Below are 26,543 nucleotides of genomic sequence, written 5' to 3'. Positions count from 1 at the left end.
CCCCCCCCCCCCCCCCCCCCCCCCCCCCCCCCCCCCCCCCCCCCCCCCCCCCCCCCCCCCACAGGGTCCAGTGCCGTTAAGGGGATTATTGAGGGCGGGTCAGGCGCGGCGCCATTCATCCGGGGAGATGCCCAGCACCCGGCGAAACACATGGGCCAGGTGCGAGGGCGATTCATAGCCGACGCTGTTGGCCACCTCCAGCACCGACATGCGCGTGTGCCGCAGCAGGGTTTGCGCACGTTCCAGGCGCAGGCGCTGGACATAGGCCAACACCGTTTCGCCCGTGTGCTGGGCAAACAAGCGGGTCAGGTGGCGGCGCGACATATGGAACACCGCCGCGATGTCATCCAGCCCCGGCGCATGTTCAAGGTTGCCTTCAACATAGGCCTTCACATCGCGCACCAGCATGGCGCCGTGACGCTCGGTGGAGGAGCGTTGCAGGCTCGGCTGGCTGAGGGAAATCGCCAGGCATTCGAGCAGCAGCAAATGATCGGCCTGGGCCAGTTGGCGGCGACGGTCCACATACGGGTCGGGCTGGCTGAAGGCTTTTTTCGCCAGCAGCAAATGGTGCAGCGGCGCGGAGGTTTGCCAGATGCCCAGGGTGGGCACGCGCAACAGCCGATTGGCGTCCCCGGACAGGTCGCGCAGCGCGTAGTGCATGTAGTCGGGGTCGACGTAGAACGCCAGGTGACCCTGGCTGGCGGTGAGTGATGAGGAGGAATGGCTGCACTGCGGCGGCACCAGCACGAACTGGCGGTCGACCACCGAGGTGCTGCGCCCGCTGTCTTCGTCCTTGAAGCGCAGCAAGCCGTGCTCGGGCACCATCAACATGAACTCGTCATGGGCATGGGCCGCGGTTTCATAGGCACCATTGGAATTGAAGACGCTGTAGATATCACGCATCGCCAGGGACTGCCGGTGGGGGTGTGAACCCTGACACTAGCATGTTTGGTGCCAGTGAAAAGCAGCATCCTTGCTGCAAACCCGGTTAAGCCAGCGGCAACCGACGGGTTGTCAGCGCTGTGCGCCCCACGAAGAAACTCAAGGCCGCGCCCAGCAACAGCATCGCCAGGGTGCTCCAGGCCGCGCGGGAGAGCTGTTTGGCGGCCACGTCAGCGGCTTCACGGGCTTTCTGTTCAGCCTGCTGCTTCAGCTCATCGACCTTCTGCATGGCTTGCTGATACGCCTGGGCATAGTTGTCGACGATCTGCGTGGCTTCCTCTTTGCTCTTGCCGGTGCGGGCGGCAACGATGTTGACCAGCGCGTCTTTATCCGCTGCGTTCAAGGCCGGCTCGCCGGAGGCTTTGACACGCTCGAACCACTGCTTCAACTGATCGCCCGCTTGAGCCGGGTTAGTGGCAGCATCGGTGGCGACTTGCTTGCCGTCAGCGGCAGCCTGGTCGGTTTTCTGCTCGACCTTGGCCGGGTCCAGCTCAGGCTTGCCGCTTTGCTTGAGCAAGGTGTCGAGCTGGCCTTGCAGGCTGTTCCAGTCCAGCTGGATGCCCTGCTCATTGAGCTGCTGCTTGACGCTGTCGCCGATGCCCGGCGCTGCAGCCGCGATGCCGCTACCGGCCACCGACAAGCCTTTGCCCACCACATTGCCGGCCGTGCCGACCACACTGGCCGCCAGCCCTGCCAGCAACCAGGTGGTGAGCAAGGTGGTGAGGGTCCAGGTCAGCACGCCGTGCAAGCCACCACGGTCCGGCGCGGTGCGCCCGGCGACGAACGCACCGGCAGCAATCGCCAGCAGGGTCGAGACAAACAGCCAGATCCCGGCCCCCGTGCCAAAGCCGCGCAACGGGTTACCCGCTTCCAGCGGGTTGACGGCACTCGCACCGATGGCAGTGCCCAGCACACTGAGCACCAGGTACGTCACCAGGGCAATGGCACTTCCGGCCAATACCGAACTCCAGGACACGCGAAACAGCGAACGGTTAGTTTCATAGACAGTGGTCATGTTCGATCCTTTGAGAGTTTTTGACCGTTTCAGTCTGGCGAGCGCCCGCCCTCCTCGTCCCCGCTCAAATGCACCAGGCCATCTGGTGCATTCGCACCCCGCCGCGGGCAATTGCTCTGCACTATCCTGAAGCCCGGGTGTCGGACTTTTCATGCGCACACACCCCGGAGATCCTATGACCCAGGCCGTTCTTGCCAAAGAAACCAACCGCCGCCAACTGCAGCAGATCATTTCCGGGCTGTCCGACGGGATCATTCTTGCCGAAGTCGACCAGACCATCCTCTGGGCCAATGAAGCCGCACTGAACATGCACGGTGTCGAAGCCGTCATGGCCCTGGGCGCCAATACCCAGGAATACGCCGAACGTTTTGCCCTGCGCTATCGCAATAACCACCCGGTGCTGCTGGAAAACTACCCCCTGGCGCGCGCGGCCACCGGCGAGGAGTTCACCGACGTGGTGGTGGAAGTCACCCCCGTGGGTGACGAAGAACGGACCTGGGTGCACCGCCTGCGCAGCCTGGTGATCACCGACTCCCACGGCGAGCCGGAACTGCTGGTGCTGATCCTCAGCGATGCCACCGAATGGGCCAGTGCCGAGCAGCGTTTCGAGAAGACCTTCAACGCCAACCCGGCCCCCGCCGTGATTTGCCGCCTCAGCGACCTGCGCTACATCAAGGTCAACCAGGGCTTCCTGGAAATGACCGGCTACAACCGCGACCAGGTCATCGGCAAATCCGTGTATGAGCTGGATGTACTGGAACAGGCCGAGCGCAAGGACTTGGCCATCCAGCGCCTGGGGGAAGGCGCGACCATCCCGCAAATGCAGGCCGAGCTGCGCTTGCCCGAAGGCGGCAGCAAGCTGGTGATCGTCGCCGGCCAGCCGCTGGACATGAACGAAGAGGACTGCATGCTGTTTTCGTTCATGGACCTGGAGCCTCGGCGCAAGGCGGAAATTGCCCTGCGCCAGAGCGAGGAGCGCTTTGCCAAGTCGTTTCGCCTGACGCCGGTGCCCACGCTGGTGTGCAGCGCCGCCAACCGACAGGTGGTGGATATCAACGAAGCGTTCATGAGCATTACCGGATACATCAGCGAAGAATTGATCGGCAAGTCCATCGAAGACATCGACTTCATCGACAGCCCCCAGGCCGGCACGCAGTTGTTCGCCACCCTGGAAAAAGCCGGCAACCTCGAAGGCCAGGACCTCAAGGTGCGCAAGAAAGGCAGCGAGGTGATCGACTGCGTGGTGTCCGCCGACACCGTGATCATCCAGGACGTGCCGTGCTACCTGCTGGTGCTGATGAACATCACCGAGCGCAAGCGCTCCGAACTGGAGCTGGTGGCGGCCATCGAGGAAGTGATGCAGGACGCGTCCTGGTTCAGCCAGACCCTGATCGAAAAACTGGCCAACGCCAAGAGCGTCAACAGCCCCAACCTGCCGAACGTGGCGTTCACCGACCTCACCGCCCGCGAGCGTGATGTACTGGGCCTGATCTGCGAAGGTTTGGCCGACAAGGAGATCGCTTCACGCCTGAAACTGGCGCCCAACACCGTGCGCAACCATGTGGCCACGGTGTATTCGAAACTCGGTGTTCACAGCCGTAGCGCGGCGATCGTCTGGGCCCGTGAACGCGGGCTGTTTGCCGGGGAACTGCGCCTCAAAAAGTAGGCGCCTAAAGTGCAAATGCACTAGTGCCGCTAGTGCGAATTCGCCTTATAGCGGCGGGAGGCACGTCATACCCTTCAAGGCATCGAAATGATGTTTTGAAGGAACCCGCATGTTTACCCTCGCCCAACTGCGCAACTGCATTGAAGAAGGCCTGTCGCCGCTGACGTGTGAATTCACCCTGTGCCGTGACGCGTCCCTGACCCTCAAGGTCTACGACCTGGACACTGGCCGGGTAGACCTGGTGGTCACCGGGATCAGCACCAACCGGCTGCAGACCCCGCAAGAAGTGGAAAAGATGGTGGAAGAGCTGCGTTACGAGCTGCAAAGCAACACCATGGGCAAGCTCACGCTGGATGATTTGCCTTCAACGACGCCCCAATGAAATAGAACACCCCACCCCCGACGATAAACGCCCCCAGCATGTAGAACATGGTGTGGGCCGGCAGGTTGGCCAACACCAGCCCACACAGCACCGGCCCCAGGGCGGCGCCCAGGTTGGACAGGTTCTGCGCCCCGTAATACATGCCGCGCAGGTGTTCCGGGGCGATGCGGTCGATGAACATGTATTCGGCCGGGAACACGATGATCTCCCCCACCGTGAACACCGCCATCGCCAGCACCCACCACAACACGCTGGTGGACAGCGCAAAGCCGATCAAGCCCAGCATGAACATGCCCAGCCCGGCGACCAGCCACTGGCCCAGGTAGCGATGGGAAATCCGCCGCCCGATCACGTATTGCAGGGCAATCACCAACACTGCGTTGGTGGTCAGCACGGCGCTGACCACGGTGTAGGTGTATTCGGCCGTGGTGGTGGTCACCAGGTATTGTGACAGCCACGCCGTGAACTGGCCGAACACCACCGCGCTGAGCACGCCGCCGAGGGTGAAGCACACCAGGCGATGATCCCTTAACAGTACGCGGCCAACGGCGAGGAACGGCACCGGCTTTTGCGTGGCATCGACGGTCGCCAGGGTGCGGTCGCCCCAACGCCAATACAGCAGGAAAAACCCCACGCCCAACAGCGCCGACAGGATAAACGGCACGCTGATATCCAGCTTGGCCACCATCGCGCCGAACGCCGGGCCTACGGCGTAGCCGATATTGGTCAGGGTGTACTTGATGGAAAACACTTCGCTGCGTGCATCCTCGGGCAACAGCACGGCAAAACCGGCCTTCACCGCGATATCGATCACCGCGTAAGCCAGGTTGATCAGGATCAGGCAGCTGTAGAACGCCCAGATATTCTGCGCGAGCACCGTGCCGATAAAGCCCAATACGAACAGCACACTCAAGGCCAGCAACAAGCGATAGCTGTTGATGCGATCGACCAGGAAACCGCCGTACACACTGAGCAGCGAACCGACGATCAGCGAGCTGCCGATCACCAGGCCGACCTCGGTGATGTCCAGGGCAAAGTGGCTGGAGAGGTAGATGACGAGGTAGGGAAACGTGATCGCCTTGGCCAGCGTCAGCAGCAACGTGGCGGAGAGCAACAGGTTCACGGTACGCGGGTAGTTTCTTATTGTGGCAAGCATCCTGCTCTCTTTGTCTTAAGGTAACGCGGCGTTTATAGCCGGCTACCTTAACCCAGGAGCTGGGACAAATTGCAAGGTCATTTCTTGACGGGAGTGATCTCAAGAATAGTGCCGTTGGTGGTCTTGAGCAGCACGAACTTATCGCCCACCCGCGCCCACTGGCTGTCGGCTTCGGGCTGCTTTAGGCCGCGTTTTTTCCAGTCGCTGACGGCCGATTCCTTGCGCATCAGGATGTCCGGGGCGCGGTCGCCTTCTTTCAAGTCGCGGGTGTTGATGTTGGAAGGTTGCACGGTTTCTTGCGGGGTATCGCCGGCCTGCACGATGAAGCTGGCGGTGGACAGGCTGGTGGCAATCAACAGAGAGGCGATCAGGGAGTTGGATTTCATGGGTGCTCCTTCAAGGAATAAGGCGTACCCAGGCTCGGACCGCTGCCACGCGTGATCATTCAATCAAAGCGTCCTGACCACAGAGGTGAAGAGCAGCATTGCCGGCATGAAATAAATCCTGTAATTTTTCATGAAAATTTATCGAAATAAATTTCATGACCCCACAAGAAGAACTCGCCACCCTCGCCGCGTTGATCCACGACTTGCGCAAGCACAAGAAGCTCACCCTCGCCCAGCTCGCGCAAAAAATCGAGCGGTCCGTGGGTTTCCTGTCCCAGGTCGAGCGCGGCCTGTCGCGCCCGACCGTGGCGGATCTCACCGCCATCAGTCACGCCCTCGACGTGCCCACCACTTACTTCTATAGCCAGCCCAAACCCAAGGCGGTGGACTGGATCACTCGCCCCAACGAACGGCGCACGGTGTATTACGCAAATGGCATTACCGACATCCTCGTCTCACCGAGCATGAACGGCGCCTTCTCGATGCTCGACAGCCTGCTCGCCCCCGGCGCCAACAGCGGTGAGCAAACCATGAGCGACCGCGCCGAACAGGCCGGCTTCGTGCTGGAAGGTGAATTGACGTTGTGGGTGGAGGGCGAAGCCGATTCGGTCACCCTCGGGCCCGGCGACAGCTTCCACCTGGCCAGTTTTGCCCATTGCCGCTACGCCAACCTGACCGATCTGCCCGCCCGCGTATTGTGGGTTTACAACTAGGAGCTGCACCCGTGAAAAGCCATGCCTCCACGTTACTGGCCGAAGTACGGAGCTTTCGCCAGAACCATCCCGACGTGCGTTATGTCGACCTGATCGCCCTGGACATTCCCGGGCACTTCTACGGCAAGCGCTACCCCATCGAGATGCTGGAAAAAGTCGCCGCTGGCAGCCCGCTGAAGTTGCCGCAGAACGCTGTGCTGCTGGGGGCTCAGGGCGGGCTGTTCAAGATTGGTGACTACTGCTTCAACGACGGCGACCCGGATGCCAACCGTCGGCTGGTGCCCGGCACGCTCAAGCCAGTGAGCTGGGAATCACAGCCGTTGGGCCAGATGCTCATCACCTCCGACGGCACCGAAGCGCCGATCGAATTCGAACCCCGTGAAGTGCTGGCCAAGGTACTGGAGCGCCTGCAACACAAGGGCATTCACCCGGTGGTGGCGTTTGAGCTGGAGTTCTACCTGTTCGACAAAAAACTCGACAACGGCCTGCCGCAGTTCCCACGCGACCCGCTGAGCGATGACGCCGATGACCAGCCCAACCTGCACATCGAGCGGCTTTCACGGTTCAGTGAAGTGCTGGATGACATGGCGCAGACCGCCAAAGACCAGGGCATCGACATCACGGTGATCACTGCCGAGATCGGCCCCGGCCAGTTCGAGATCAACTTCGGTCATTTGGACGATGGCCTGCGCGCCGCCGACTGGGCCGCCCTGTTCTGCCGCAGCACCCGGGGCGTGGCGCTCAAGCACGGTTACCGCGCCAGCTTCATGGCCAAGCCGTACCTGCAATACCCCGGCAGTGGCATGCACGTGCACGTCAGCCTGTATGACGGCGCGGGTAACAACTTGCTCGCTGCGCACCAGCAACAACCGCTGCGTCACGCGGTGGCCGGGTGCCTGGAATTGCTGCCGCACTGCATGCCGATCTTTTCGCCCAACAGCAACGCCTTCCGCCGCCTGGGCGGCACGGTGAATGCGGCGACTCGCGCCAGTTGGGGCTTTGAAGACCGCGACGCGTGCGTGCGTATCCCCGAGTCCGACCCGCGCAACCTGCGCATCGAGCACCGCCTGGCCAGCGCCGATGCCAACCCGTACCTGGTGTTGGCGGCGATCCTGGTCGGCCTGGAGCATGGTCTTGAAGCCAAGCGCGAGCCCATCGCCCCGCTGAACGAGGACCGCAGCAGTGGCACCGACTTCCCCCTGGAAATGCTCGAGGCCGTGCGTGCCATGCAACACCAACCGGTATTGCGCGATAAGCTGGGCGCCGAATTTGTCGACGTGTACTGCGAGAACAAACGCCAGGACCACCTGGCCTTCCAGCAAGAGATTCATGCGCGGGAATACCGCTGGTTTCTCTGACCCCACCCAATGGAATCACCGATGACCGACCAAAGCGCCCCGGCCCTCAAGGAAATCTTCAACGTCGAACGCCTGCAACACATCGCCACCGAGATGACAGCGGTGTACCCGGCGTTCGACGCCAAGGGGTTTCTCAAACACGCCAAGGACGGGCTGGCCGAGCTGTCGGTGATGCAGCGCATGGCGCGGGTTAGCGAGAGCCTGCACGCGGTGATCCCGCTGGATTACCCGCAGAGCCTTGAACTGCTTTATGCCCTGGCACCGCGCTTGAACAGCAGCTTTGTCAGCCTGTTCCTGCCGCACTATGTGGCGAGCTACGGGCTGGATGATTTCAAGCGCTCCATGGCCGCGCTCAAGTACTTCACCACCTTCGGCTCCGCCGAGTTCGCCATCCGCCACTTTCTGCTGCACGACTTCCCGCGCACGCTGGCGGTGATGCAAGCCTGGTCGCTGGACGACAACGAACACGTGCGCCGACTGGCCAGCGAAGGTTCGCGGCCGCGCCTGCCTTGGTCATTCCGCCTGGCAGAAGTCCAGGCCAACCCCGAGCTGTGCGCGTCGATCCTCGATAACCTCAAGGCCGACCCCAGCCTGTACGTGCGCAAGTCGGTGGCCAACCACCTCAACGACATCACCAAGGACCACCCCGACTGGGTCCTCGACCTGATCGAAGGCTGGAACCTGGACAACCCCCACACCGCCTGGATCGCCCGCCATGCCCTGCGCAGCCTGATCAAGCAAGGCAACACCCGCGCACTGACGATCATGGGTGCCGGGGCCAAGGCCGAGGTGAAGCTTCACCACCTCAAGGTCACACCAGCTGTGATCAACCTCGGCGAGCGCATCAATCTGTCCTTCAGCCTGGAATCCACCGCTGCTGCGCCACAGAAGCTGGTGGTCGACTACGCCATCGACTACGTGAAAAGCGCCGGCCACAGTGCACACAAGGTGTTCAAGCTCAAGGCCTTCAGCCTGGAATCCACCGCTGCTGCGCCACAGAAGCTGGTGGTCGACTACGCCATCGACTACGTGAAAAGCGCCGGCCACAGTGCACACAAGGTGTTCAAGCTCAAGGCCTTCAGCCTGGGCGCCGGCGAGCAGCAGCACGTTCGGCGCGAACAGCACATTCGCGACATGACCACGCGCAAGCACTACCCTGGCCGGCATGTGGTGCATGTGTTGGTGAATGGGGAACGGCTGGGAAGTGTGGCGTTTGAGTTGCGCGCCTGACACGGCTCAAGCAACACCACCGTTCAAATGTGGGAGCTGGCTTGCCTGCGATGGCGGTGTGTCAGTTGATAAATCTGGTGACTGATACACCGCCATCGCAGGCAAGCCAGCTTCCACAGGTTTGATCCGGTGTATTCAGTCAGGTTTCACCCAGCAACAAGCCCTGCTCCCGTGCGCACAACTCCACCACGTAATCCCATAACACCCGCAGCCGCACTGACTTGTGCAGCTCCCTGCGCGAGCTGATCCAGTAGCTGCGCTGGATACCCTCCCCCGGCAGCAATGGCACCAGGTCCGGGTCGCCGGCGGCCATGAAACACGGCAACACCGCAATGCCCAGCCCCGAGCGTGCGGCCTGGTGCTGTGCGATGACGCTGGTGCTGTGGAACACCACTTTGGGGTTGCGGCAGAAACTGCTGAGGAATTTGAGTTCCTGGCTGAACAGCAGGTCGTCCACGTAATCGATCCAGGCGTGGGCGGCGAGGTCTTCGCGTTTTTCGATCGGCGGGTTGCGGTCCAGGTAGGCGCGGCTGGCGTAAAGCGCCAGGCGGTAGTCGGTGAGCTTGCGGGTGACGAGTTGGTCGACGCTGGGCCGTTCGAGGTGGATGCTGATTTCCGCTTCGCGGTTGAGGATGCTGACAAAGCGCGGCACCGCCACCAACTCTACCTCCAGCCCAGGGTAGCGTTCGAACAACCCGCCCATGCGGCTGGCGAGGAACATCACGCCCAGGCCTTCGGCGACGCCAAGACGGATCTTGCCCAGGGGCGCGGCGCTATGGGTGAGCTCGTCTTCGGCCAGCAGCGCGACGTTTTCCATGGCTTCGGCATGCTTGAGCAGGGCTTCGCCCGCGGGGGTGAGTTCGTAACCCTGGGCGTGCTGCACGAACAACGCGGTGCCGAGGCTTTTTTCGATGGCTTCGATATGCCGCGCCACGGTGGCGTGGGTGGTTTTCAGGCGTTGCGCGGCGGTGAGCAGGCGGCCGCTGCGCTGCAACTCTAAAAAATACCGCAGGTCATTCCAGTCGAACATGTCGCCTCCATTGCATGAACTCCGGCCGCGCTGTTTAAAAACGCACAGCAGCTGGGTAAAAACTAACATTTTTAAGACGAAAACTAACAACTAGGATGGAACCCATAAGAAAAACAAGCGAGACCTTCAGATGCCCATTGCAACTGCTGAATACGATTACATCGTCGTAGGCGCCGGCCCCGCAGGCTGCCTGCTGGCCAATCGACTGTCCGCCAACCCCGCCCACCGCGTGCTGCTACTGGAAGCCGGTGGCCGCGACAACTACCCCTGGATCCACATCCCCGTCGGCTACCTGTTCTGCATCGGCAACCCGCGCACCGACTGGTGCTTCAAGACCGAAGCCCAGGAAGGCCTGCAAGGCCGTGCGCTGAGTTATCCGCGCGGCAAAGTATTGGGCGGCTGCTCCTCCATCAACGGCATGATCTACATGCGTGGCCAGGCCCAGGACTACGACGGCTGGGCGGCCCTGGGCAACCCGGGCTGGGCCTGGAACGACGTGCTCCCGTTGTTCAAACACAGCGAAAACCACTTTGCCGGCGGCTCGGACTTCCACAGCGATGGCGGTGAATGGCGCGTGGAACAACAGCGCCTGCACTGGCCGATCCTGGACGCCTTCCGGGATGCCGCGGCGCAAAGCGGCATCGCGCCGATCAGCGACTTCAACACCGGCGATAACGAAGGCTGCGGCTACTTCCAGGTCAACCAGAAAGCCGGTGTGCGCTGGAACGCGGCGAAGGCGTTTCTCAAGCCGGTTCGCCAGCGGCCCAATCTCACGGTACTGACGGATGTGGACGTCGACCGCGTGCTGCTGGAGAACGGCCGCGCCTCGCAGGTCATCGCACGCCAACATGGGCAGCAGGTGAGCTGGAAGGCACGCAAGGAAATCGTGTTGTGTGCCGGCTCCGTGGGTTCGCCAGGCATTCTGCAACGCTCGGGCATCGGCCCGTCCAACGTGCTCAAACCCTTGGGCATCGAGGTGTTGCGCGAACTGCCCGGCGTGGGCGGCAACCTGCAGGACCACCTGCAACTGCGGCTGATCTACAAGCTGGAAAACGCCCGCACCCTGAACCAGATCGCCGGTTCCGTATGGGGCAAGATGGGCATGGGCCTGCAGTACCTGTATGACCGCAGCGGCCCGCTGTCGATGGCGCCCAGTCAGCTGGGGGCGTTCGCGCGCTCAGGCCCCGAGCAGACGTCGGCCAACCTTGAATACCACGTGCAGCCGCTGTCCCTGGAGCGCTTTGGCGAACCGCTGCACGGGTTCCCGGCGTTTACCGCGTCGGTCTGCGACCTGCGCCCACAGAGTCGCGGGCGCATTGATATTCGCTCGGCCGACCCTGCGGATGCGCCTTTGATTCGCCCCAATTACCTAAGCCATCCCGAAGACTTGCGCGTAGCCGCCGACGCGATCCGCCTGACGCGCCGCATTGTCGCCGCGCCTGCCCTGAGCCAGTTCAAGCCGGTGGAATATCTGCCTGGCGATTCGCTGCAATCCGAAGAAGAACTGCACGAAGCGGCGGCCCGTATCGGTACGACTATCTTCCATCCAGTGGGCACCTGCCGCATGGGCGATGACCCGGATGCCGTGGTGGATGCGCAACTGCGCGTGCATGGCGTGCCGGGCCTGCGCATCGCCGACGCCTCGATCATGCCGCGCATCACGTCCGGCAACACCTGTTCACCTACGCTGATGATTGCGGAAAAAGCCGCTCAACTGATCCTTTCGCCGAATACAAGGAACCTTGCTCCCGAGAAAACAATCGCCACACCCGCGTGACCTGCAGGCGTCCGTCTTGCCGGCGATTGCACCCTCTGGATTTGCGTTTGACTTGAGGGCGCTATCGCCGGCAAGCCGGGCTCCTACATAAGGACGACCGGCGCTGAAGTTGGCGCCGACAGTGGAACAACAATAAATAATCACTGTGAGGGCTACCCGATGTCAGAACATGCTCAACCCCTGGGCTCGGCGGTGACCGCCAGCGCCGGCAACGACTCCAAGAAAGTCATCTTCGCCTCGTCCCTGGGGACGGTGTTCGAGTGGTATGACTTTTTCCTCTATGGCGCCCTCGCGGCGGTGATCAGCAAGCAGTTCTTTGCCGGGGTCAACGACACCACGGCGTTCATCTTTGCCCTCATGGCGTTTGCTGCAGGCTTTGTGGTGCGCCCCTTTGGCGCGCTGGTGTTTGGCCGCCTGGGGGACATGATCGGGCGCAAGTACACCTTCCTGGTGACCATCATCCTGATGGGCGTGGCGACCTTCTGCGTCGGCCTGCTACCCACCTACGCCAGCATTGGCATTGTGGCGCCGATCATCCTGATCGTGCTGCGCATGCTGCAAGGCCTGGCGCTGGGCGGTGAATACGGCGGTGCAGCGACCTACGTCGCCGAGCACGCACCGGCCGGCAAGCGCGGTTTCCACACCAGCTGGATTCAATCCACCGCCACCCTCGGCCTGCTGCTGTCGCTGCTGGTGGTATTGGCCTGCCGTTACTTCACCGGTGACCAGTTCGAGGTGTGGGGCTGGCGCATTCCGTTCCTGTTCTCCATCGTGCTGCTGGGTATCTCTACCTGGATCCGCATGAGCCTGCATGAGTCGCCGGCCTTCCTGAAAATGAAAGAGGAAGGCAAGGCGAGCAAATCGCCCATCCGCGATTCTTTCGGTAAATGGGAAAACCTCAAGATCGTGCTGATTGCGCTGTTCAGCATCAACGGCGGGCAAGCGGTGACCTTCTACGCAGCGCAGTTCTACGTGCTGTTCTTCCTCACGCAATTCCTGAAGATGGACCCGGCCCTGGCCAACATGCTGTTGATCATCAGCGTGGTGATCGGCGCGCCGTTCTTTATCTTCTTCGGCTGGCTGTCGGACAAGATCGGGCGCAAGCCGGTGTTGATGCTCGGCCTGTTGCTGGCGACCGCGCTGTACTTCCCGATCTTCAAGGGCCTGGCGCACTACACCAACCCCGCCATGGACCAGGCCAGCCACCAGGCGCCGATCACCGTGACGGCCGATCCGGCCACCTGCACCTTCCAGTTCGATCCGGTGGGCAAGGCCAAATTCGACAGCCCGTGCGACAAGGTCAAGACGTTCCTGGTCAAGCAGGGCCTGCCCTACAGCAGCGCCGCCGCACCAACCGGCAGCCCGGTACAGGTGAGCGTGGGCGAAGTACGTATTGATGGCTTCGACGAAGCCGCCCTGCGCGGCGCCGTGACCCTGGCCGGCTACCCGACTTCGGCGGATGTGGCCCAGGTCAACAAGACCATGGTGGTGGTGCTGATCGTGGCGCTCATCCTGATCGCGGCCATGTGCTACGGCCCGCTGGCGGCGCTGATGGTAGAACTGTTCCCGACGCGTATCCGCTACACCTCGATGTCGCTGCCTTACCACATTGGTAACGGTTGGTTCGGTGGGTTCCTGCCGACCGTGTCGTTTGCCCTGGTGGTATACACCGGCGATATCTTCTACGGCTTGTGGTACCCGGTGGCCGTGACTGGGGTGAGCCTGATCGTGGGGCTGTTCTGCCTCAAGGAAACGCGCAACGTGGATATCGACAACAACTGATCGTCCACACACTGGAGATCCCCTGTGGGAGCGGGCTTGCTCGCGAATTCGGTGCATCAGTCACAGACGAGTTGACTGACCCACCGCCTTCGCGAGCAAGCCCGCTCCCACATTTGGTTTGGGGATCGACACACAAATTGCTGTATATCCATCCAGATAATGATTGATCAAATCCCTTCTTTTGCCCATCCTGCTCCCCATTCAACTGTGTAACGAATGGGCTGACCATGCGGCTGTACCTCTGTGAAAAACCCTCCCAGGCCAAAGACATTGCGGCCGCGCTCGGCGCCAGCCGCCGTGGCGACGGGTGCTGGCTGGGCAACGGGGTTACCGTCACCTGGTGCATCGGCCACCTGCTGGAAACCGCCCCGCCCGATGCCTACGACGCCAAGTACAAACGCTGGGTACTGGCTGACCTGCCGATCATCCCGGAAAAATGGAAGATGCGGGTCAAGCCCAAGACCGCCAGCCAGTTCAAGGCGGTCAAGCGCCTGCTGGGGGAAGCCCAGGAACTGGTGATCGCCACCGACGCCGACCGCGAAGGCGAAATGATCGCCCGTGAGCTGGTGGAGCACTGCCGTTATCGCGGGCCGATCCAGCGCCTGTGGCTGTCGGCACTGGATGACGCCTCCATCCGCAAGGCCCTCGCCGCACTCAAACCAGGGGCGGAGACCTTCAGCCTGTATCACTCGGCTCTTGGCCGTTCCCGCGCCGACTGGCTGATCGGCATGAACATGAGCCGCCTGTTCACCTTGCTCGGGCGCCAGTCCGGGTATCAGGGTGTGCTGCCCGTGGGCCGCGTACAAACGCCGACTTTGCGCCTGGTGGTAGACCGCGATCGCAGCATTGCCGACTTTGTGCCGGTGGCCTACTGGGCCATCGACGTCGACCTGCGACATGAACATATGACCTTCACCGCCCAGTGGCGCGCCGCCGAGGATGCCTGTGATGACCAGGGCCGCTGCCTCAACCCGCAACTGGCGCGGGAAGCCGCAGACGCGATGAGCAACGCCGCCGGTGCACGGCTGGTCAAGCTGCGCACCGAGCGCATGCGCGAAGTGGCTCCCCTGCCCTTCGACCTGGGCACCCTGCAGGAAATCTGCTCCAAGAAGCTGGGCCTCGGCGCCCAGGAAACCCTGGACATTGCCCAGTCGCTCTACGAAACCCACAAAGCCATCACTTACCCGCGAAGCGATTGCGGCTACCTGCCGGTGAGCCAGCACAGCGAAGCGCCGAAGATCCTCGCAGCACTCGGGCGCGCAGACGCGGCCGTCAATGAGCTGATGCCGCATCTCGATGCCCAGCGCCGTTCACGGGCGTGGAACGACGCCAAGGTCAGCGCGCACCACGGCATCATCCCCACCGGCGCCGGCAAGGATGCGAGCCAACTCACCGGAAAGCACCGGGCGGTGTACACACTGATTCGTGCCCGCTACCTCGCGCAGTTCCTGCCCAACCATGAATACGATCGCACTCAGGCGGATTTCGACTGCGCCGGTTTTGCGTTGCGTGCAGTAGGCAAGGTGGTGATCGAGCCAGGCTGGAAACGCGCATTGCCCGAAGCGCTGGCCCCGGCCAAGGGGCGTGAAGCACCGGCGCCTCAAGCGCTGCCGACCCTGGTGCAGGGCCAGGACTACGCAGTGGCAAAGGTCAACCTGAAAGACCTGTGGACCCAGCCGCCCAAGCCCTTTACCGAAGGGGACCTGATCAAGGCGATGAAAAACGTCGCCAAGCTGGTGGAAGACCCACTGCTCAAGCAGAAGCTCAAGGACACCACCGGCATCGGCACCGAGGCCACCCGTGCCGGAATTATCCAGGGGCTGCTGGATCGCGGTTACCTGGTGAAAAACGGCAAGGCCTTGTCAGCCACAGCGGCGGCGTTCAGCCTGATCGACGCAGTGCCCCGCGCCATCGCCGACCCTGGCACCACGGCCATCTGGGAGCAGGCACTGGACATGGTGCAAAACGGTGAAATGAGCCTGGAGGAATTCGTTGCCAAACAGGCGGCCTGGATGAGCAAGCAGGTAGCACGCTGCAACGGGATGCGCATGACCATCACCGCACCGGCCAGCCCCGCAGGCCGAAGCGCTACCCCCTGGAAGAAGAAACGCAAGAGTGCCCCACGCAAGGCAGCAGCGGGCCCGAAACGCGCGAAAAAGCCGACAACTGCGGGGTAAACCGCAAAAAAATCCGGGGAATGACGTTTTTCGACGGGTTTGACGCCGCTTTGGACCTTGCGACGGCGTGGGCCGTCTAGGATTCTGTAGGGGGACCCTGACCCACTAACAACAACATCGGAGTGGCCGCCATGAAAACCGTCGCACAAGTGCTCAAAGCCAAGGACCAGAAAAACCAGGATGTCCACACCATCAAGCACGACCATACCGTGTTTGAAGCGCTGGTGCGGATGTCAGAGAAGAACGTCGGGGCCTTGCCGGTGGTCCAGGATGGTGTAGTGGTAGGCATCATCAGTGAGCGTGACTACGCGCGCAAAATCATGCTCAAGGGGCTGTCTTCGGTCACCACCAAAGTCCATGAGGTCATGAGCTCTCCGGTGATCACCGTCGACACCCATAAAAAGGTCGACGAATGCATGAACATCATGACCGACAGTCATCTGCGCCACCTGCCCGTGGTCGAAGACGGCAAACTGCTGGGCCTGCTGTCCATCGGTGACCTGGTGAAGGAAGCCATTGCCGACCAGGCTGACCTGATCAAACAGCTGGAGCAGTACATTCGCGGCGAATAGGGGAACCCATGCCAGGCACGCAGGAACATCTGGAAGACCACCTCGACACGTTGTATCGCGCCATGGCCGAACGGCGTTTTCTGGTGTTGACCGGTGCAGGCATCAGCACGTCATCAGGCATTCCCGATTACCGCGACAGCGAAGGCGTGCGCCGGGGCAAGGCGCCGATGATGTACCAGGAGTTCCTGGCCACCCCACAGGCGCGGCGCCGGTACTGGGCCCGGGCAATGCTGGGGTGGCCACGGGTCCGCATTGCACAGCCGAATCAAGCGCATCGGGCACTGGCAACGCTGCAACAACGTGACCGCATCAGCGGGCTGATCACGCAAAACGTCGACACCCTGCATGATCAGGCCGGTAGCCAGGGTGTGATCGAGTTACACGGCAGCCTGCACCGTGTGCTCTGCCTGGATTGCCTGCGGCGCAGCGAACGCGATGTGATCCAGAGGCTGATGGAAGATGAGAACCCCTACCTCGCTGGCGTCGACGCCGTACAGGCTCCTGACGGCGACACCTTGCTTGATCCAGCCTTCGAAGAACGCTTCCAGACGCCCCATTGCCCCTATTGCAACGGCCAACGGCTCAAGCCGGATGTGGTCTTTTTTGGCGAAAACGTCGCCCAAGCCACGGCCGCCAACGCCATGGCGGCGGTGGAACAGGCCGAGGGCCTGCTGGTGGTGGGTTCATCGCTAATGGCCTATTCAGCGTTTCGCCTGTGCAAGGCCATGGTCGAGCAAGGCAAACCGGTGATCGCCATCAACCTCGGCAAGACCCGTGGGGATGAGCTGTTGCAGGTGAAGATCGAGGCTTCGTGCGAGCAATTATTGCCATTGTTGGTTGATCGCCTGAAATAGCCCAGACACCACGCATAAAAAATGTGGGAGCTGGCTTGTCGAATCGTCGCACCGCTGCGATTGCGCGCTGTCAATTAACACATTCGTCGCTGACACACCGTTATCGCCGGCAAGCCAGCTCCTACAGGATTCTGTGTTCAATTTGGCCACTGGGCACCGCGACCAAACTGCACGAAAAATGACGCACAGGTCACGTTTTCCCGCATTCTCCCGTCCCCACAGGGATTTATGTAGTGCTCAAAAATAATCACTACATAACCGTTGACGTAACCCTTTTGTCCTTGCATTATCGAGACGTCTCCCGGATCGGGAGCGTTGGCAACAAGCGTTTTGAAAGAGCTCGTCTGACCGCCGAGCTGTTTTTTCCGGATGTGCACTGCCCACAAGGCAGATTGATGAAGCTGACCGGCCCGGAGGGCTCGGTACAAGGCGCTCAAATGCGGCTTGTCTTCGTTATGAAAGCATTGCGTAGCAGTTCATCAGCAAGACTACATGCATCAGGTTCAAGACCCTGCCCGTATTCGGCAGACCGTCGCTGACGCCCGGTTTTCGGAACCGGAGACAACTAACCATGTATCAACTGATAGATCGCCAACTGGTCAAGGGGCTTACACATGAATCTGAACAACCAACCAACTATCGATGAATTGGCTGAGATGTTCGCAGCGCAGAAAGACACACTCGACGACCATATCCTTTGGGTTGGCAAATCGGGCGAAGTCCAAATTGACTGCCTGGCGCCCCATACCGAAGAAGCCGAGTTTGACCGCAATAACCGTGAACTGGCGGCGCGCCTGAAGATGTACCGCCGTGGCCAGGGTTATGTCGGCAAGAAGGCCGCGGCCGATCGCAACTTTATCGAACATGTATTCGAGACACTTAACAATGCCTGGGCGTCTTTCAAGGACAGCTCGCAAGTTAAAGTGATCGACCGTTACTACTAACTAAACATTAGTGAGTACATTAAGTCCGCCCGGTTAACCGAGCGGACTTTTTTATTACCCTGACTTTTTAATACCACCACAAAACCTGTAGGAGCCGGCTTGCCGGCGATAGCGGCTTTGAAATCGCCATCGCCGGCAAGCCGGCTCCTACACAGTTCAGAGTGGGAACCGGCCTTTCGCGGCTTCATCACGGAAAATGTCGAACAACACCTGCGCCGCCGCCGACAGTTCATGCCCTGGCTTGGTCAACACACCAATCGGCCGTTCGATCACGGGGTCGCTCAGGGTGATGCAATGGGCGCCCGCTTCTTCCATCTGTTGCGCGCACAACGCCGGGACCGCGCTGACGCCCAGACCGCTGGCAACCATTTTGCCTACTGTCGCCAACTGATGGCTTTCCAGCGCAACCGGCAGTTTCATCTGCAGGCCACCCAGGTGCTCCTCCAGCATCACCCGCACCGTGGAAGGCCGTTGCAGGGTAATGAACGGTTGCTCCAACAGGGTCTTCCAGTCGATATCATCGCGCTGCGCAAGTTGTGAATCGCCGGGTACGACCGCAATGAAGCGGTCCAGGTACAACGGTGTGAACGCCAGCGATGAACCCTCCGACGGTTCGAACGCCACACCCAGTTCGACCTGGCGGTCGCGGACCATCTCCATGACCTGCTCGTTGATCAGGTCATGCACCGTCACGTTCACCTGGGGGTAACGTGCGCGGAATATCTTCAGGATTGGCGGCAGCAAGTTGCCCGCAAACGATGGCATCGCCGCCACGGTCACCCGGCCGCGTTGCAAGGTGAAGCGCTGGCGCAGTTCGTCCTCGGCATTGTCCCAATCGGCGATCAGCCGGCGCGCCAGGGGCAACAGCGATTCGCCTTCAGGGGTAAGGGCCACGTTGCGGGTGTTGCGGCTGAACAAACGCCCGCCCAAGCCTTCTTCCAGGCCCTTGATGGTCAGGCTCAACGCCGATTGGGAAAGGTGCAGACGCTCGCAGGCGGCGGCGAAACTCAGGGATTGGGCCACGGCGAGAAAGGCCCGCATCTGTTTAACGGTCATGAGGCTGCTCCGGGCGGCTGGGCGACTATGCTGTTTTTTAAATCAATCATCCCTAAAAAACAACTTAACAAATCAATCCGTCAGCGCAACACTCGGATCACTGGCTGGACCACAAACAATAAAAGAGGTGCATATGGCAGGTTTCGATAAACGCGTAGCGTCCTATGAAGAAGCGCTGGCAGGCCTGGAAGACGGCATGACCGTCCTCTCCGGTGGTTTTGGCCTGTGCGGCATTCCAGAAAACCTCATCGCCGAGATCAAGCGCAAAGGCACCCGCGACCTGACTGTGGTTTCCAACAACTGCGGCGTCGATGGTTTTGGCCTGGGCGTGCTGCTCGAAGAAAAACAAATCAGCAAGGTGATCGCCTCCTACGTCGGTGAAAACGCTCTGTTCGAGAAGCAATTGCTCAGCGGCGAAATCGAAGTGGTGCTGACCCCTCAAGGCACCCTGGCCGAAAAAATGCGCGCAGGCGGTGCCGGCATTCCGGCCTTCTTCACCGCGACCGGCGTCGGCACCCCCGTGGCCGAAGGCAAGGAAACCCGTGAATTCAATGGCCGCCCGTACCTGATGGAAGAGTCCATCACGGGCGACTTCGCCATTGTCAAAGGCTGGAAAGCCGACCATTTCGGCAACGTGATCTACCGCCACACCGCCCAGAACTTCAACCCGCTGGCCGCCACCGCTGGCAAGATCACCGTGGTTGAGGTCGAGGAAATCGTCGAACCGGGCGAGCTGGACCCGGCGCAGATCCACACCCCTGGCATCTACGTCGACCGGATCATCTGCGGCACGTTCGAGAAGCGCATTGAACAGCGCACCGTGCGCAAATAATCCGCCCCCAGCCCGAATAATAAGAGGAAACACACATGGCGCTTACCCGCGAACAAATGGCTCAACGCGTCGCCCGCGAAATGCAGGACGGTTTCTACGTCAACCTGGGCATCGGCATTCCGACACTGGTGGCCAACTACATTCCCGAAGGCATGGAAGTGATGCTGCAATCGGAAAACGGCCTGCTGGGCATGGGACCGTTTCCTACTGAAGAAACCATCGATGCCGACATGATCAACGCCGGCAAACAGACGGTGACCGCACGCATCGGCGCTTCGATTTTTTCCTCCGCCGAATCTTTCGCAATGATCCGTGGCGGCCACGTCGACCTTACCGTGCTTGGCGCCTTCGAAGTGGACGTACAAGGCAACATCGCCTCGTGGATGATCCCCGGCAAGCTGGTCAAGGGCATGGGCGGCGCCATGGACCTGGTGGCCGGCGCAGAAAACATCATCGTGATCATGACCCACGCGTCCAAGGACGGTGAGTCCAAGCTGCTCAGCCAATGCAGCCTGCCGCTGACCGGTGCCAACTGCATCAAGCGCGTACTGACGGACCTGGCGTACCTGGAAATCGAAAATGGCGCTTTTGTCCTCAAGGAACGCGCACCTGGCGTCAGCGTTGAAGAGATTGTGAGCAAGACGGCCGGTAAACTGATCGTCCCGGACCACGTTCCAGAAATGCACTTCCAGTGAGGACAGATTCCATGCAAGACGTCGTGATTGTTGCTGCCACCCGCACCGCCGTGGGCAGCTTCCAGGGTTCGCTGGCGAATATCCCGGCACCGGAACTGGGCGCCGCCGTGATCCGTCGCCTGTTGGAACAGACCGGCCTGGACCCGGCCCAGGTCGATGAAGTGATCCTCGGCCAGGTGCTTACCGCAGGCAGCGGCCAGAACCCGGCGCGCCAGGCTTCGATCCTCGCCGGCCTGCCCCACGCGGTGCCGAGCCTGACGTTGAACAAGGTCTGCGGTTCTGGCCTCAAGGCCTTGCACCTCGGCGCCCAGGCCATACGTTGCGGCGATGCCGAAGTGATCATCGCCGGCGGCATGGAAAACATGAGCCTGGCCCCCTACGTACTGCCAGCGGCGCGCACCGGTTTGCGCATGGGCCACGCCAAGATGATCGACAGCATGATCACCGACGGCCTGTGGGATGCGTTCAACGATTACCACATGGGCATCACCGCCGAGAACCTGGTGGACAAGTACGGCATCAGCCGTGAAGCCCAGGATGCGTTCGCCGCAGCCTCCCAGCAAAAAGCTGCTGCGGCTATCGAAGCCGGGCGGTTTGTGGATGAAATCACACCGATCCTGATCCCGCAGCGCAAAGGCGACCCGGTGGCGTTCGCGGTGGATGAACAGCCCCGCGCCGGCACCACTGCCGAATCCTTGGCCAAGCTGAAACCGGCATTCAAGAAAGACGGCAGCGTCACCGCCGGCAACGCTTCCAGCCTCAACGACGGCGCCGCCGCCGTGCTGCTGATGAGCGCCGACAAGGCCAAGGCCCTCGGCCTGCCCGTGCTGGCGCGCATCGCCAGCTACGCCAACGCAGGCGTCGACCCTGCCATCATGGGCATTGGCCCGGTGTCGGCCACCCGCCGCTGCCTGGACAAGGCCGGTTGGAGCCTGGGCGACCTGGACCTGATCGAAGCCAACGAAGCCTTCGCCGCGCAATCCCTGGCGGTGGGCAAAGAGTTGGAGTGGGACGCGGGCAAGGTCAACGTCAATGGCGGCGCCATTGCCATTGGCCACCCGATCGGCGCTTCGGGCTGCCGCGTGCTGGTGACCCTGCTGCATGAAATGATCAAGCGCGACGCCAAGAAAGGCCTGGCAACGCTGTGCATCGGTGGTGGCCAAGGCGTAGCCCTCGCCCTCGAACGCAGCTGATCCAAAGAGCAACATGGAAAAGGCCCGGTTCCACGAAAACCGGGCCTTTTCTTTTTCTCGCCTCTCCTGAAAAAACACCGTCAACATGTGGGAGCTGGCTTGCCTGCGATAACGATATGCCCGTACCCATTGAATAACCTGACCCACCGCGATCGCCGGCAAGCCGGCTCCTACAAGGATCGTTGTTGTCAGTCGGTACGGGGCACGGCAAACACCGCGTTCGCCCGCGCCACTACCTTCTCCCCGACCTGCAGGCTCACCGTGGCAAACGCCATCTGCCGCCCTCGCTTGTGATGCTCCAACCGCACCACAATCCACTCCCCCACTTGCACGGCCCCGAGGTAGTCCAGGGTCATGCTCGCCGTGATCAACGGCAGTGGCGGCTCACTGGAAAACGCCATCGCATAGCCCATCCCGACGTCCGCCAGGGTCGCCAGCACCCCACCGTGTACCGTGCCGCGTCCATTGGCATGGCGGTTATCGGCACGCAAGCCTATCTCCAAATGTAAACCTTCACCCCGGCAGTAGGCCGGGCCCAATAAATCGAGCAGTGGACTGCTGCGTGGCAACGAGACAAAACCTTCTGGCACAGTGTGAGCGATCATGGCGAGTTCTTCCTTGGAGTCAGGCTTGAGGTGTACGCCTGGCCACCTCCGTCGGCCATCACCATCAGCCGCGCAAATTCCCGTTGATGCTTTGCGTTAATGCGCCAGACCCGGTTTAATCGCCGTCAGATTTCCCAGCACCTCCCAAGGAACCGCAATGCGCCATCTGGACGGCAAACCAACCCCTTATCTCCTGTGCTTGCTGGCGGCGCTGGCCCTTGCGGGTTGCTCCCCCAAAGACCACTCCCGCGCTCGGGTGATCAACGGCGAGCAAAGCCGGGCCGGTGCGCAATTGGCTTATGAACATGAGCTGACCCTCGCCCTGCCCGGCGCCCTGCTCGCGCCGCGCATGCAGGAAACTCGGGAGGCCTGTGAGACCGCGCGTTTCGGTGCCTGCAACATCCTGGGCATCACCGAGGACGGCAACGGTGGCGAGATCATCCTGCGCATCGCCCCTGCCGGGGTGGAGCCCATGGTTGCCATGGCTGCCGAGGGCGGAAAGCTCGGGCAGCGCACCACCACTGCCGAAGACCTGGCCGATGCCGTCGCTGATGTGCGTCGTCGCCAGGACCGCCTGCAGGCCCAACAGCAACGCCTGGATGAGCTGGCCAAGCGCAAGGACATCACCGTCAGCGACCTGATTGCCCTGAGCAAAGAACAAGCGGCCATCGAGAACGAACTGCAGGAACTGGCCCAGGTCGCCGCCGGCCAGCAACGCCGCCTCGACACCAACCGCGTGACCCTGAACTTCCGCTCCTCCGACGGTGCGAACCAACAATCACGCTTCAGCCGGATGTTCAGCAACCTCGGCGACAACCTGGTCAACGGCACGGCAGACGCTCTGGAACGTGCGAGTTATGTGCTGCCGTTTGTGATCCTGGCGTTCCCGGTGGTGTGGCTCTGGGTGTGGTTGTGGCGCCGGTTTGTCAAACGCCGCACGTGATCAGCGTTTCATACAACGCTGGTACCGTTCATCCACCCGCTTGGCAAACCACGCCGTGGTCAGGTTACGGGTGATCTTGGGGCTCTTGAGCACGATGCCCGGCAGGATCGCCCGTGGCATCGGCTTGCCGGCAGCCTTGTCGGCCAGTGCAAACACACGCTTGTAGAGGGTGGTGTCTTCGAAATCCAAGCTCTCACCCTCCTCAAGCTGGCTGCGGATGCTGGGGTTGCGCATATCCAGCTTTGCCCCCAGAGAGCGCACCGCCAGCTCGGTGGTGCCCGGTAGCAATGAACCGTAGCGAATCAGATCACCATCCAACGCCAACTCGGTACCCGTCACTCGGCTGACCGCAGCCTGGAACGCGGCATTGCGGCTGGCGTACCAGCCGGCGTTGAAATCGGCAAAACGGTACAGCGGCTGGTCGTAGTTGACCGGGTAGCCCAGCAAGTGCGCGATACCGAAATACATCCCACCACGGCGGGTGAAGACTTCGCGTCGGAGGGTGCCATCCACCGTGTAGGGATAACCCCGGGCCTGCTTCTGCGCAAAGTCGATGCTGACCTGCATGGGGCCTGCGGTGTGCACCGGGTTGAAGCCGCCAAACAGGGTGTTGCCCAAGGGCACCATGCTGATGAAGTCATCGAAAATGCCGCTCAGGTCCTTCTCGGTGCGCGCGGCGCTCAGGCGGTCGGCGTAGGTTTTCCCGGTGGGCGAGCGCAGTTGCAGCGCGCTGCGGACGACAAACGCCGGTACGTGGACTTTCCCCGCACGCCGCAGGATTTCATCCTGGGCGATCTTGCCCATGTTCGGCACGGGCGGGTCGACCTGATAAGTGGACTCCTGCTCGGTCACCGCCAGCACGGCACAGATATTCTCGGTACTCGGGTAGATTTTCTGGGTATCGAAGGCGGTGTAGATGTCCTGGGCCCAGCCGTTGCGGTCGGCCACCGTCGCCGGCAGCAGGCGCACGATTTGCGCCTTCACCTCGGTTTCGCTGCGCTCGGGCTGCTGCGGGTTGCGGGTTGTGGAGCAACCGGCCAGCACCAGCAAAGCGGCAAGGCACAGGATCAGGCGGCTTGGGAACATAGGGCTTCCTTGAAAGGCGACAGGCCGGGTATTGCAGATATCGACCGGTAAGTCTAACCGGCGTTCGCCGGGTTGCTGGGCTTTCGAGTCTTTTCCAAAAATGACAGGTTCCTCCCCCGCTCAAGTAGCACGCAAACGGCTGAAGTGTCCCACGTGATGACGGGACAAGCTCTACAGATATCGCCCAAAAACCACTGCAAAGTCTTCCGCCTGAATACACAGTGCGAGGGATTGCAGATGGCGTTATTTATTAAGCCCCCATTTCATGGGGCATGCTCTTGATCGCCCTTACCAGCCAAACCATTGGCTTTCTGGTACTGGCGGCCATGGATTCAAAGACGCGCGACGTCGAATCCGTTATCAGCGACTTCAAGCGCTGCCTGAATGCCTACGACGCCTGGGCCGAGAGTTTTTTCAGCTTTTCCGCCCTGGATATCGAGCAGGTCTTCAAAGTCGGTGATGAAGTGGCGCTCGTTGCGCCGATCAACCGCTCCATCCTGCCCAGCAGCACCACCGTAACGTGCCAGGCGAAAGGCACGCTGACCCTGGTGCACATGTTCCAGAGCTCTCGGTTCGTGCCCATTGGCAATACGCCGGTGGTGTTGCAGCGCATCGACCCAAACGGCGGCCCGCTGGGCGACCCCATCCATAAAACCATCGGGCCCAGCGGCATACTCGAAGTCACAGAGTGCGACCGTAACCAGCAATACCGGGTCAACTTCTACTCTAATGTCTCCGCCACACATTTCAAGGCGCTGTATGCCTCTTACCAGACGGTCATCGCCCCCCTGGAAGGTTGGCTGCGCAAGGAATGGCGCGACACCTTCGAGCCGCTTTGGAAGGACTACTCCGAAGCCAACTTTCTCAATCGCTACCTCTCGCTTTATCAAGCCTATGTCCGCGGATTCAACGAGGCGCTGTACTCGCTCTGGGACTACCTGAAACAAGTGCTCCAATGGCTGTCAGCTCCGCTGGTCCATGCCGAACAACTGCTGCATTACCTGTCCCAGGTTGAGTTTGAAAACCTGTTGAAGCTCGACACCGATGCCATCGCAAAGGGCTTGCTGGTACTCAGCGATGAGCCGCTGCTGTTTATCTACCTGGCCGCAATGGTCAGTTGGATGCGGATGTTGCCACCTCCGTACATGAACGAATTGCTGGGTGAAATCAGCTTTGAAGTGCTGATCAACCTGGTGCTTATGCTTGCGACGGCCGGAATGGGCACCGCGATCCGCTTGGGTTCGAAGGTGCTGGCGGGCGTCAAGTCGAAAGCTGCCCGCACTTGGCTGAACCACATGGCCAAGCAATTCGGAAAAGCTCGGGTAGATGACCATCTTGAGATGGGCAAACCGATATGGCTGGGTGGGACTGGAACGCCGATCAAGATGATCCCCGATGTGCCGTTGAAGGCCGGGGGCAATCTGGTTTCAAACCCCGTCCCGGCGGTGCGGGAAAAGGCACAACGCACGGTGTTGGTCAGGCAGGAACAGGTCGATGACGTGCCGGCGTCGGGGAAAAACCAGAACGGCGATGCGGCGACCTGCTCGGCGACTACGTGTACTAACGGTTGTCCGGTGTCGATGGTTACGGGCGAGGAATTGCTCACCCTCACCGATGGCACGCTCGATGGGATGTTGCCGTTTGAGTGGACGCGGCTATATCGCACCAGTGCGGTGGAAGTGGATTGCGGGTTGGGGTTTGGTTGGAGCCATGCGCTGGCGCATCGGCTGGTTGTTTCCGGTGATTCGGTGGTGTGGACGGATCATGAGAACCGCTCGACTGAGTTTCCGCTGCCCACTGCCGCTCGCCCCGCGATCACCAACAGCTTGGCCGAAGCGGCGATTTATCTGGGGGCCTTGCCCGATGAATTAGTGCTGGCGCAAGGCTCGCGTTTCTACCATTTCGTTAATGGTTTTCTGACAGCGATCAGCGATGCGTATGACAACCGGCTGCGCATCTGCCGGGATTTCAGGGGGCGTATTGAGCGGTTGGATAACGGCGTCGGGCGGTCGCTGTTTTTGCGCTACTCGTCTGGCCGCATCGTTGGCGTGGACTACCAGATTCACCGGGCCGAAGGGCCGGGTGAGTTTGTCTGGGTTACCGAGTACACCGTCGTTTCCTACGCCTATGACGACCTTGGCCGGCTTGT

At 61.3% G+C, this 26,543-nt stretch carries 24 protein-coding genes; 16 read left to right on the top strand and 8 right to left on the bottom strand.

The annotated features are described in order from the left end of the window. Positions 1 to 99 precede the first annotated feature (99 nt). Positions 100 to 903 carry an AraC family transcriptional regulator gene (locus tag AC07OV_RS07755; protein WP_494996698.1) on the bottom strand — a complete coding sequence of 268 codons (804 nt, stop codon included), beginning with the start codon at positions 901 to 903 and terminating at the stop codon, positions 100 to 102. A gap of 85 nt (positions 904 to 988) precedes the next feature. Next, positions 989 to 1,957, bottom strand: a complete 969-nt coding sequence (locus AC07OV_RS07750) for a hypothetical protein (RefSeq protein WP_495091952.1) — start codon at positions 1,955 to 1,957, stop codon at positions 989 to 991. 175 nt (positions 1,958 to 2,132) lie between these two features. Between AC07OV_RS07750 and AC07OV_RS07745 the strand changes: the two genes are divergently transcribed. Both AC07OV_RS07745 and AC07OV_RS07740 read left to right on the top strand, forming a co-directional pair. Then, on the top strand, positions 2,133 to 3,623 hold the full coding sequence (locus tag AC07OV_RS07745; RefSeq protein WP_495091951.1) for a helix-turn-helix transcriptional regulator: 1,491 nt from the start codon (positions 2,133 to 2,135) through the stop codon (positions 3,621 to 3,623). Between the two features lie 109 nt (positions 3,624 to 3,732). Further along, the gene (locus AC07OV_RS07740; RefSeq protein WP_176997566.1) at positions 3,733 to 4,005 is read left to right on the top strand and encodes a DUF1652 domain-containing protein; all 273 of its coding nucleotides are present in this window, start codon (positions 3,733 to 3,735) and stop codon (positions 4,003 to 4,005) included. Here AC07OV_RS07740 and AC07OV_RS07735 read toward each other — a convergent pair. Further along, entirely contained in the window at positions 3,968 to 5,161 is a 1,194-nt protein-coding gene (locus tag AC07OV_RS07735) for an MFS transporter (RefSeq protein ID WP_176997565.1), read from the bottom strand. The genes AC07OV_RS07740 and AC07OV_RS07735 overlap by 38 nt on opposite strands. A 77-nt stretch (positions 5,162 to 5,238) precedes the next feature. After that, complete coding sequence (locus AC07OV_RS07730) at positions 5,239 to 5,547, bottom strand: RcnB family protein (protein WP_494996694.1); 309 nt, start codon at positions 5,545 to 5,547, stop codon at positions 5,239 to 5,241. Positions 5,548 to 5,702: 155 nt separating this feature from the next. On the opposite strand from AC07OV_RS07730, the gene AC07OV_RS07725 reads away from it, so the two are divergent. The 3 genes from AC07OV_RS07725 to AC07OV_RS07715 are packed head-to-tail and all read left to right on the top strand — an operon-like array spanning position 5,703 to position 8,848. Then, positions 5,703 to 6,260, top strand: coding sequence for a helix-turn-helix domain-containing protein (locus AC07OV_RS07725; RefSeq protein WP_010211306.1), 558 nt, complete (start codon positions 5,703 to 5,705; stop codon positions 6,258 to 6,260). 11 nt (positions 6,261 to 6,271) lie between these two features. Continuing rightward, the gene (locus tag AC07OV_RS07720; protein ID WP_495091950.1) at positions 6,272 to 7,618 is read left to right on the top strand and encodes a glutamine synthetase family protein; all 1,347 of its coding nucleotides are present in this window, start codon (positions 6,272 to 6,274) and stop codon (positions 7,616 to 7,618) included. Between the two features lie 21 nt (positions 7,619 to 7,639). Next, on the top strand, positions 7,640 to 8,848 hold the full coding sequence (locus AC07OV_RS07715; protein ID WP_495091949.1) for a DNA alkylation repair protein: 1,209 nt from the start codon (positions 7,640 to 7,642) through the stop codon (positions 8,846 to 8,848). A gap of 139 nt (positions 8,849 to 8,987) precedes the next feature. Here AC07OV_RS07715 and AC07OV_RS07710 read toward each other — a convergent pair whose 3' ends face one another. Then, positions 8,988 to 9,878, bottom strand: a complete 891-nt coding sequence (locus AC07OV_RS07710) for a LysR family transcriptional regulator (RefSeq protein WP_176997559.1) — start codon at positions 9,876 to 9,878, stop codon at positions 8,988 to 8,990. Positions 9,879 to 10,008: 130 nt separating this feature from the next. On the opposite strand from AC07OV_RS07710, the gene AC07OV_RS07705 reads away from it, so the two are divergent. The 6 genes from AC07OV_RS07705 (at position 10,009) to AC07OV_RS07680 (ending at position 17,984) form a co-directional block, all read left to right on the top strand. Then, positions 10,009 to 11,655 (top strand): GMC family oxidoreductase, encoded by a 1,647-nt coding sequence (locus tag AC07OV_RS07705; protein ID WP_494996691.1) that lies wholly within the window; start codon positions 10,009 to 10,011, stop codon positions 11,653 to 11,655. A gap of 159 nt (positions 11,656 to 11,814) precedes the next feature. Further along, positions 11,815 to 13,437, top strand: coding sequence for an MFS transporter (locus tag AC07OV_RS07700; protein ID WP_495091948.1), 1,623 nt, complete (start codon positions 11,815 to 11,817; stop codon positions 13,435 to 13,437). 227 nt (positions 13,438 to 13,664) lie between these two features. Continuing rightward, positions 13,665 to 15,614, top strand: coding sequence for a DNA topoisomerase III (locus AC07OV_RS07695; protein ID WP_495091947.1), 1,950 nt, complete (start codon positions 13,665 to 13,667; stop codon positions 15,612 to 15,614). 131 nt (positions 15,615 to 15,745) lie between these two features. Beyond that, complete coding sequence (locus AC07OV_RS07690; RefSeq protein ID WP_078047822.1) at positions 15,746 to 16,186, top strand: CBS domain-containing protein; 441 nt, start codon at positions 15,746 to 15,748, stop codon at positions 16,184 to 16,186. Between the two features lie 8 nt (positions 16,187 to 16,194). Beyond that, positions 16,195 to 17,040 carry an NAD-dependent protein deacetylase gene (locus tag AC07OV_RS07685; protein WP_494996689.1) on the top strand — a complete coding sequence of 282 codons (846 nt, stop codon included), beginning with the start codon at positions 16,195 to 16,197 and terminating at the stop codon, positions 17,038 to 17,040. Positions 17,041 to 17,654: 614 nt separating this feature from the next. Beyond that, a complete protein-coding gene (locus AC07OV_RS07680) occupies positions 17,655 to 17,984 on the top strand; it encodes a hypothetical protein (protein WP_176997554.1) in 330 nt (109 codons plus the stop codon). A gap of 156 nt (positions 17,985 to 18,140) precedes the next feature. Here the strand turns inward: AC07OV_RS07680 and AC07OV_RS07675 are convergent, their stop codons facing one another. Beyond that, positions 18,141 to 19,040, bottom strand: coding sequence for a LysR family transcriptional regulator (locus AC07OV_RS07675; protein WP_495091946.1), 900 nt, complete (start codon positions 19,038 to 19,040; stop codon positions 18,141 to 18,143). 133 nt (positions 19,041 to 19,173) lie between these two features. Here AC07OV_RS07675 and AC07OV_RS07670 point away from each other — a divergent pair, with 133 nt between their 5' ends. The 3 genes from AC07OV_RS07670 to AC07OV_RS07660 are packed head-to-tail and all read left to right on the top strand — an operon-like array spanning position 19,174 to position 21,760. Beyond that, positions 19,174 to 19,872: a CoA transferase subunit A gene (locus AC07OV_RS07670; protein ID WP_010211319.1), complete on the top strand. Its 699-nt coding sequence runs from the start codon at positions 19,174 to 19,176 to the stop codon at positions 19,870 to 19,872. Between the two features lie 35 nt (positions 19,873 to 19,907). Next, positions 19,908 to 20,567, top strand: coding sequence for a CoA transferase subunit B (locus AC07OV_RS07665; RefSeq protein WP_003211625.1), 660 nt, complete (start codon positions 19,908 to 19,910; stop codon positions 20,565 to 20,567). Positions 20,568 to 20,578: 11 nt separating this feature from the next. Continuing rightward, positions 20,579 to 21,760: an acetyl-CoA C-acetyltransferase gene (locus AC07OV_RS07660; RefSeq protein ID WP_495091945.1), complete on the top strand. Its 1,182-nt coding sequence runs from the start codon at positions 20,579 to 20,581 to the stop codon at positions 21,758 to 21,760. A 188-nt stretch (positions 21,761 to 21,948) separates the two neighbouring features. Here AC07OV_RS07660 and AC07OV_RS07655 read toward each other — a convergent pair whose 3' ends face one another. Beyond that, the gene (locus AC07OV_RS07655) at positions 21,949 to 22,365 is read right to left on the bottom strand and encodes a PaaI family thioesterase (protein WP_176997551.1); all 417 of its coding nucleotides are present in this window, start codon (positions 22,363 to 22,365) and stop codon (positions 21,949 to 21,951) included. Positions 22,366 to 22,522: 157 nt separating this feature from the next. On the opposite strand from AC07OV_RS07655, the gene AC07OV_RS07650 reads away from it, so the two are divergent. Continuing rightward, entirely contained in the window at positions 22,523 to 23,308 is a 786-nt protein-coding gene (locus AC07OV_RS07650) for a DUF4349 domain-containing protein (protein ID WP_495091944.1), read from the top strand. Here AC07OV_RS07650 and AC07OV_RS07645 read toward each other — a convergent pair whose 3' ends face one another. Then, positions 23,309 to 24,394: a DUF1615 domain-containing protein gene (locus tag AC07OV_RS07645; protein ID WP_494998852.1), complete on the bottom strand. Its 1,086-nt coding sequence runs from the start codon at positions 24,392 to 24,394 to the stop codon at positions 23,309 to 23,311. Positions 24,395 to 24,720: 326 nt separating this feature from the next. Between AC07OV_RS07645 and AC07OV_RS07640 the strand changes: the two genes are divergently transcribed. After that, positions 24,721 to 26,543 (top strand): DUF6531 domain-containing protein (locus tag AC07OV_RS07640; RefSeq protein WP_495092048.1); only part of this gene is annotated, 1,823 nt, incomplete at its 3' end.

It is taken from the genome of Pseudomonas sp. GW821-FHT09A09 (assembly GCF_059418405.1).
This window is presented reverse-complemented; position numbering and strand designations above follow the sequence as displayed.

Excerpts from the sequence above, each read along its gene's own strand:
- AC07OV_RS07680 (WP_176997554.1), top strand. The coding sequence starts at position 17,655 with ATGAATCTGAACAACCAACCAACTATCGATGAATTGGCTGAGATGTTC.
- AC07OV_RS07705 (WP_494996691.1), top strand. The coding sequence starts at position 10,009 with ATGCCCATTGCAACTGCTGAATACGATTACATCGTCGTAGGCGCCGGC.
- AC07OV_RS07715 (WP_495091949.1), top strand. The coding sequence starts at position 7,640 with ATGACCGACCAAAGCGCCCCGGCCCTCAAGGAAATCTTCAACGTCGAA.
- AC07OV_RS07700 (WP_495091948.1), top strand. The coding sequence starts at position 11,815 with ATGTCAGAACATGCTCAACCCCTGGGCTCGGCGGTGACCGCCAGCGCC.
- AC07OV_RS07695 (WP_495091947.1), top strand. The coding sequence starts at position 13,665 with ATGCGGCTGTACCTCTGTGAAAAACCCTCCCAGGCCAAAGACATTGCG.
- AC07OV_RS07690 (WP_078047822.1), top strand. The coding sequence starts at position 15,746 with ATGAAAACCGTCGCACAAGTGCTCAAAGCCAAGGACCAGAAAAACCAG.
- AC07OV_RS07665 (WP_003211625.1), top strand. The coding sequence starts at position 19,908 with ATGGCGCTTACCCGCGAACAAATGGCTCAACGCGTCGCCCGCGAAATG.
- AC07OV_RS07710 (WP_176997559.1), bottom strand. The coding sequence starts at position 9,878 with ATGTTCGACTGGAATGACCTGCGGTATTTTTTAGAGTTGCAGCGCAGC.
- AC07OV_RS07730 (WP_494996694.1), bottom strand. The coding sequence starts at position 5,547 with ATGAAATCCAACTCCCTGATCGCCTCTCTGTTGATTGCCACCAGCCTG.
- AC07OV_RS07725 (WP_010211306.1), top strand. The coding sequence starts at position 5,703 with ATGACCCCACAAGAAGAACTCGCCACCCTCGCCGCGTTGATCCACGAC.
- AC07OV_RS07750 (WP_495091952.1), bottom strand. The coding sequence starts at position 1,957 with ATGACCACTGTCTATGAAACTAACCGTTCGCTGTTTCGCGTGTCCTGG.
- AC07OV_RS07675 (WP_495091946.1), bottom strand. The coding sequence starts at position 19,040 with ATGACCGTTAAACAGATGCGGGCCTTTCTCGCCGTGGCCCAATCCCTG.
- AC07OV_RS07755 (WP_494996698.1), bottom strand. The coding sequence starts at position 903 with ATGCGTGATATCTACAGCGTCTTCAATTCCAATGGTGCCTATGAAACC.
- AC07OV_RS07735 (WP_176997565.1), bottom strand. The coding sequence starts at position 5,161 with ATGCTTGCCACAATAAGAAACTACCCGCGTACCGTGAACCTGTTGCTC.
- AC07OV_RS07670 (WP_010211319.1), top strand. The coding sequence starts at position 19,174 with ATGGCAGGTTTCGATAAACGCGTAGCGTCCTATGAAGAAGCGCTGGCA.
- AC07OV_RS07685 (WP_494996689.1), top strand. The coding sequence starts at position 16,195 with ATGCCAGGCACGCAGGAACATCTGGAAGACCACCTCGACACGTTGTAT.
- AC07OV_RS07650 (WP_495091944.1), top strand. The coding sequence starts at position 22,523 with ATGCGCCATCTGGACGGCAAACCAACCCCTTATCTCCTGTGCTTGCTG.
- AC07OV_RS07745 (WP_495091951.1), top strand. The coding sequence starts at position 2,133 with ATGACCCAGGCCGTTCTTGCCAAAGAAACCAACCGCCGCCAACTGCAG.
- AC07OV_RS07740 (WP_176997566.1), top strand. The coding sequence starts at position 3,733 with ATGTTTACCCTCGCCCAACTGCGCAACTGCATTGAAGAAGGCCTGTCG.
- AC07OV_RS07655 (WP_176997551.1), bottom strand. The coding sequence starts at position 22,365 with ATGATCGCTCACACTGTGCCAGAAGGTTTTGTCTCGTTGCCACGCAGC.
- AC07OV_RS07660 (WP_495091945.1), top strand. The coding sequence starts at position 20,579 with ATGCAAGACGTCGTGATTGTTGCTGCCACCCGCACCGCCGTGGGCAGC.
- AC07OV_RS07645 (WP_494998852.1), bottom strand. The coding sequence starts at position 24,394 with ATGTTCCCAAGCCGCCTGATCCTGTGCCTTGCCGCTTTGCTGGTGCTG.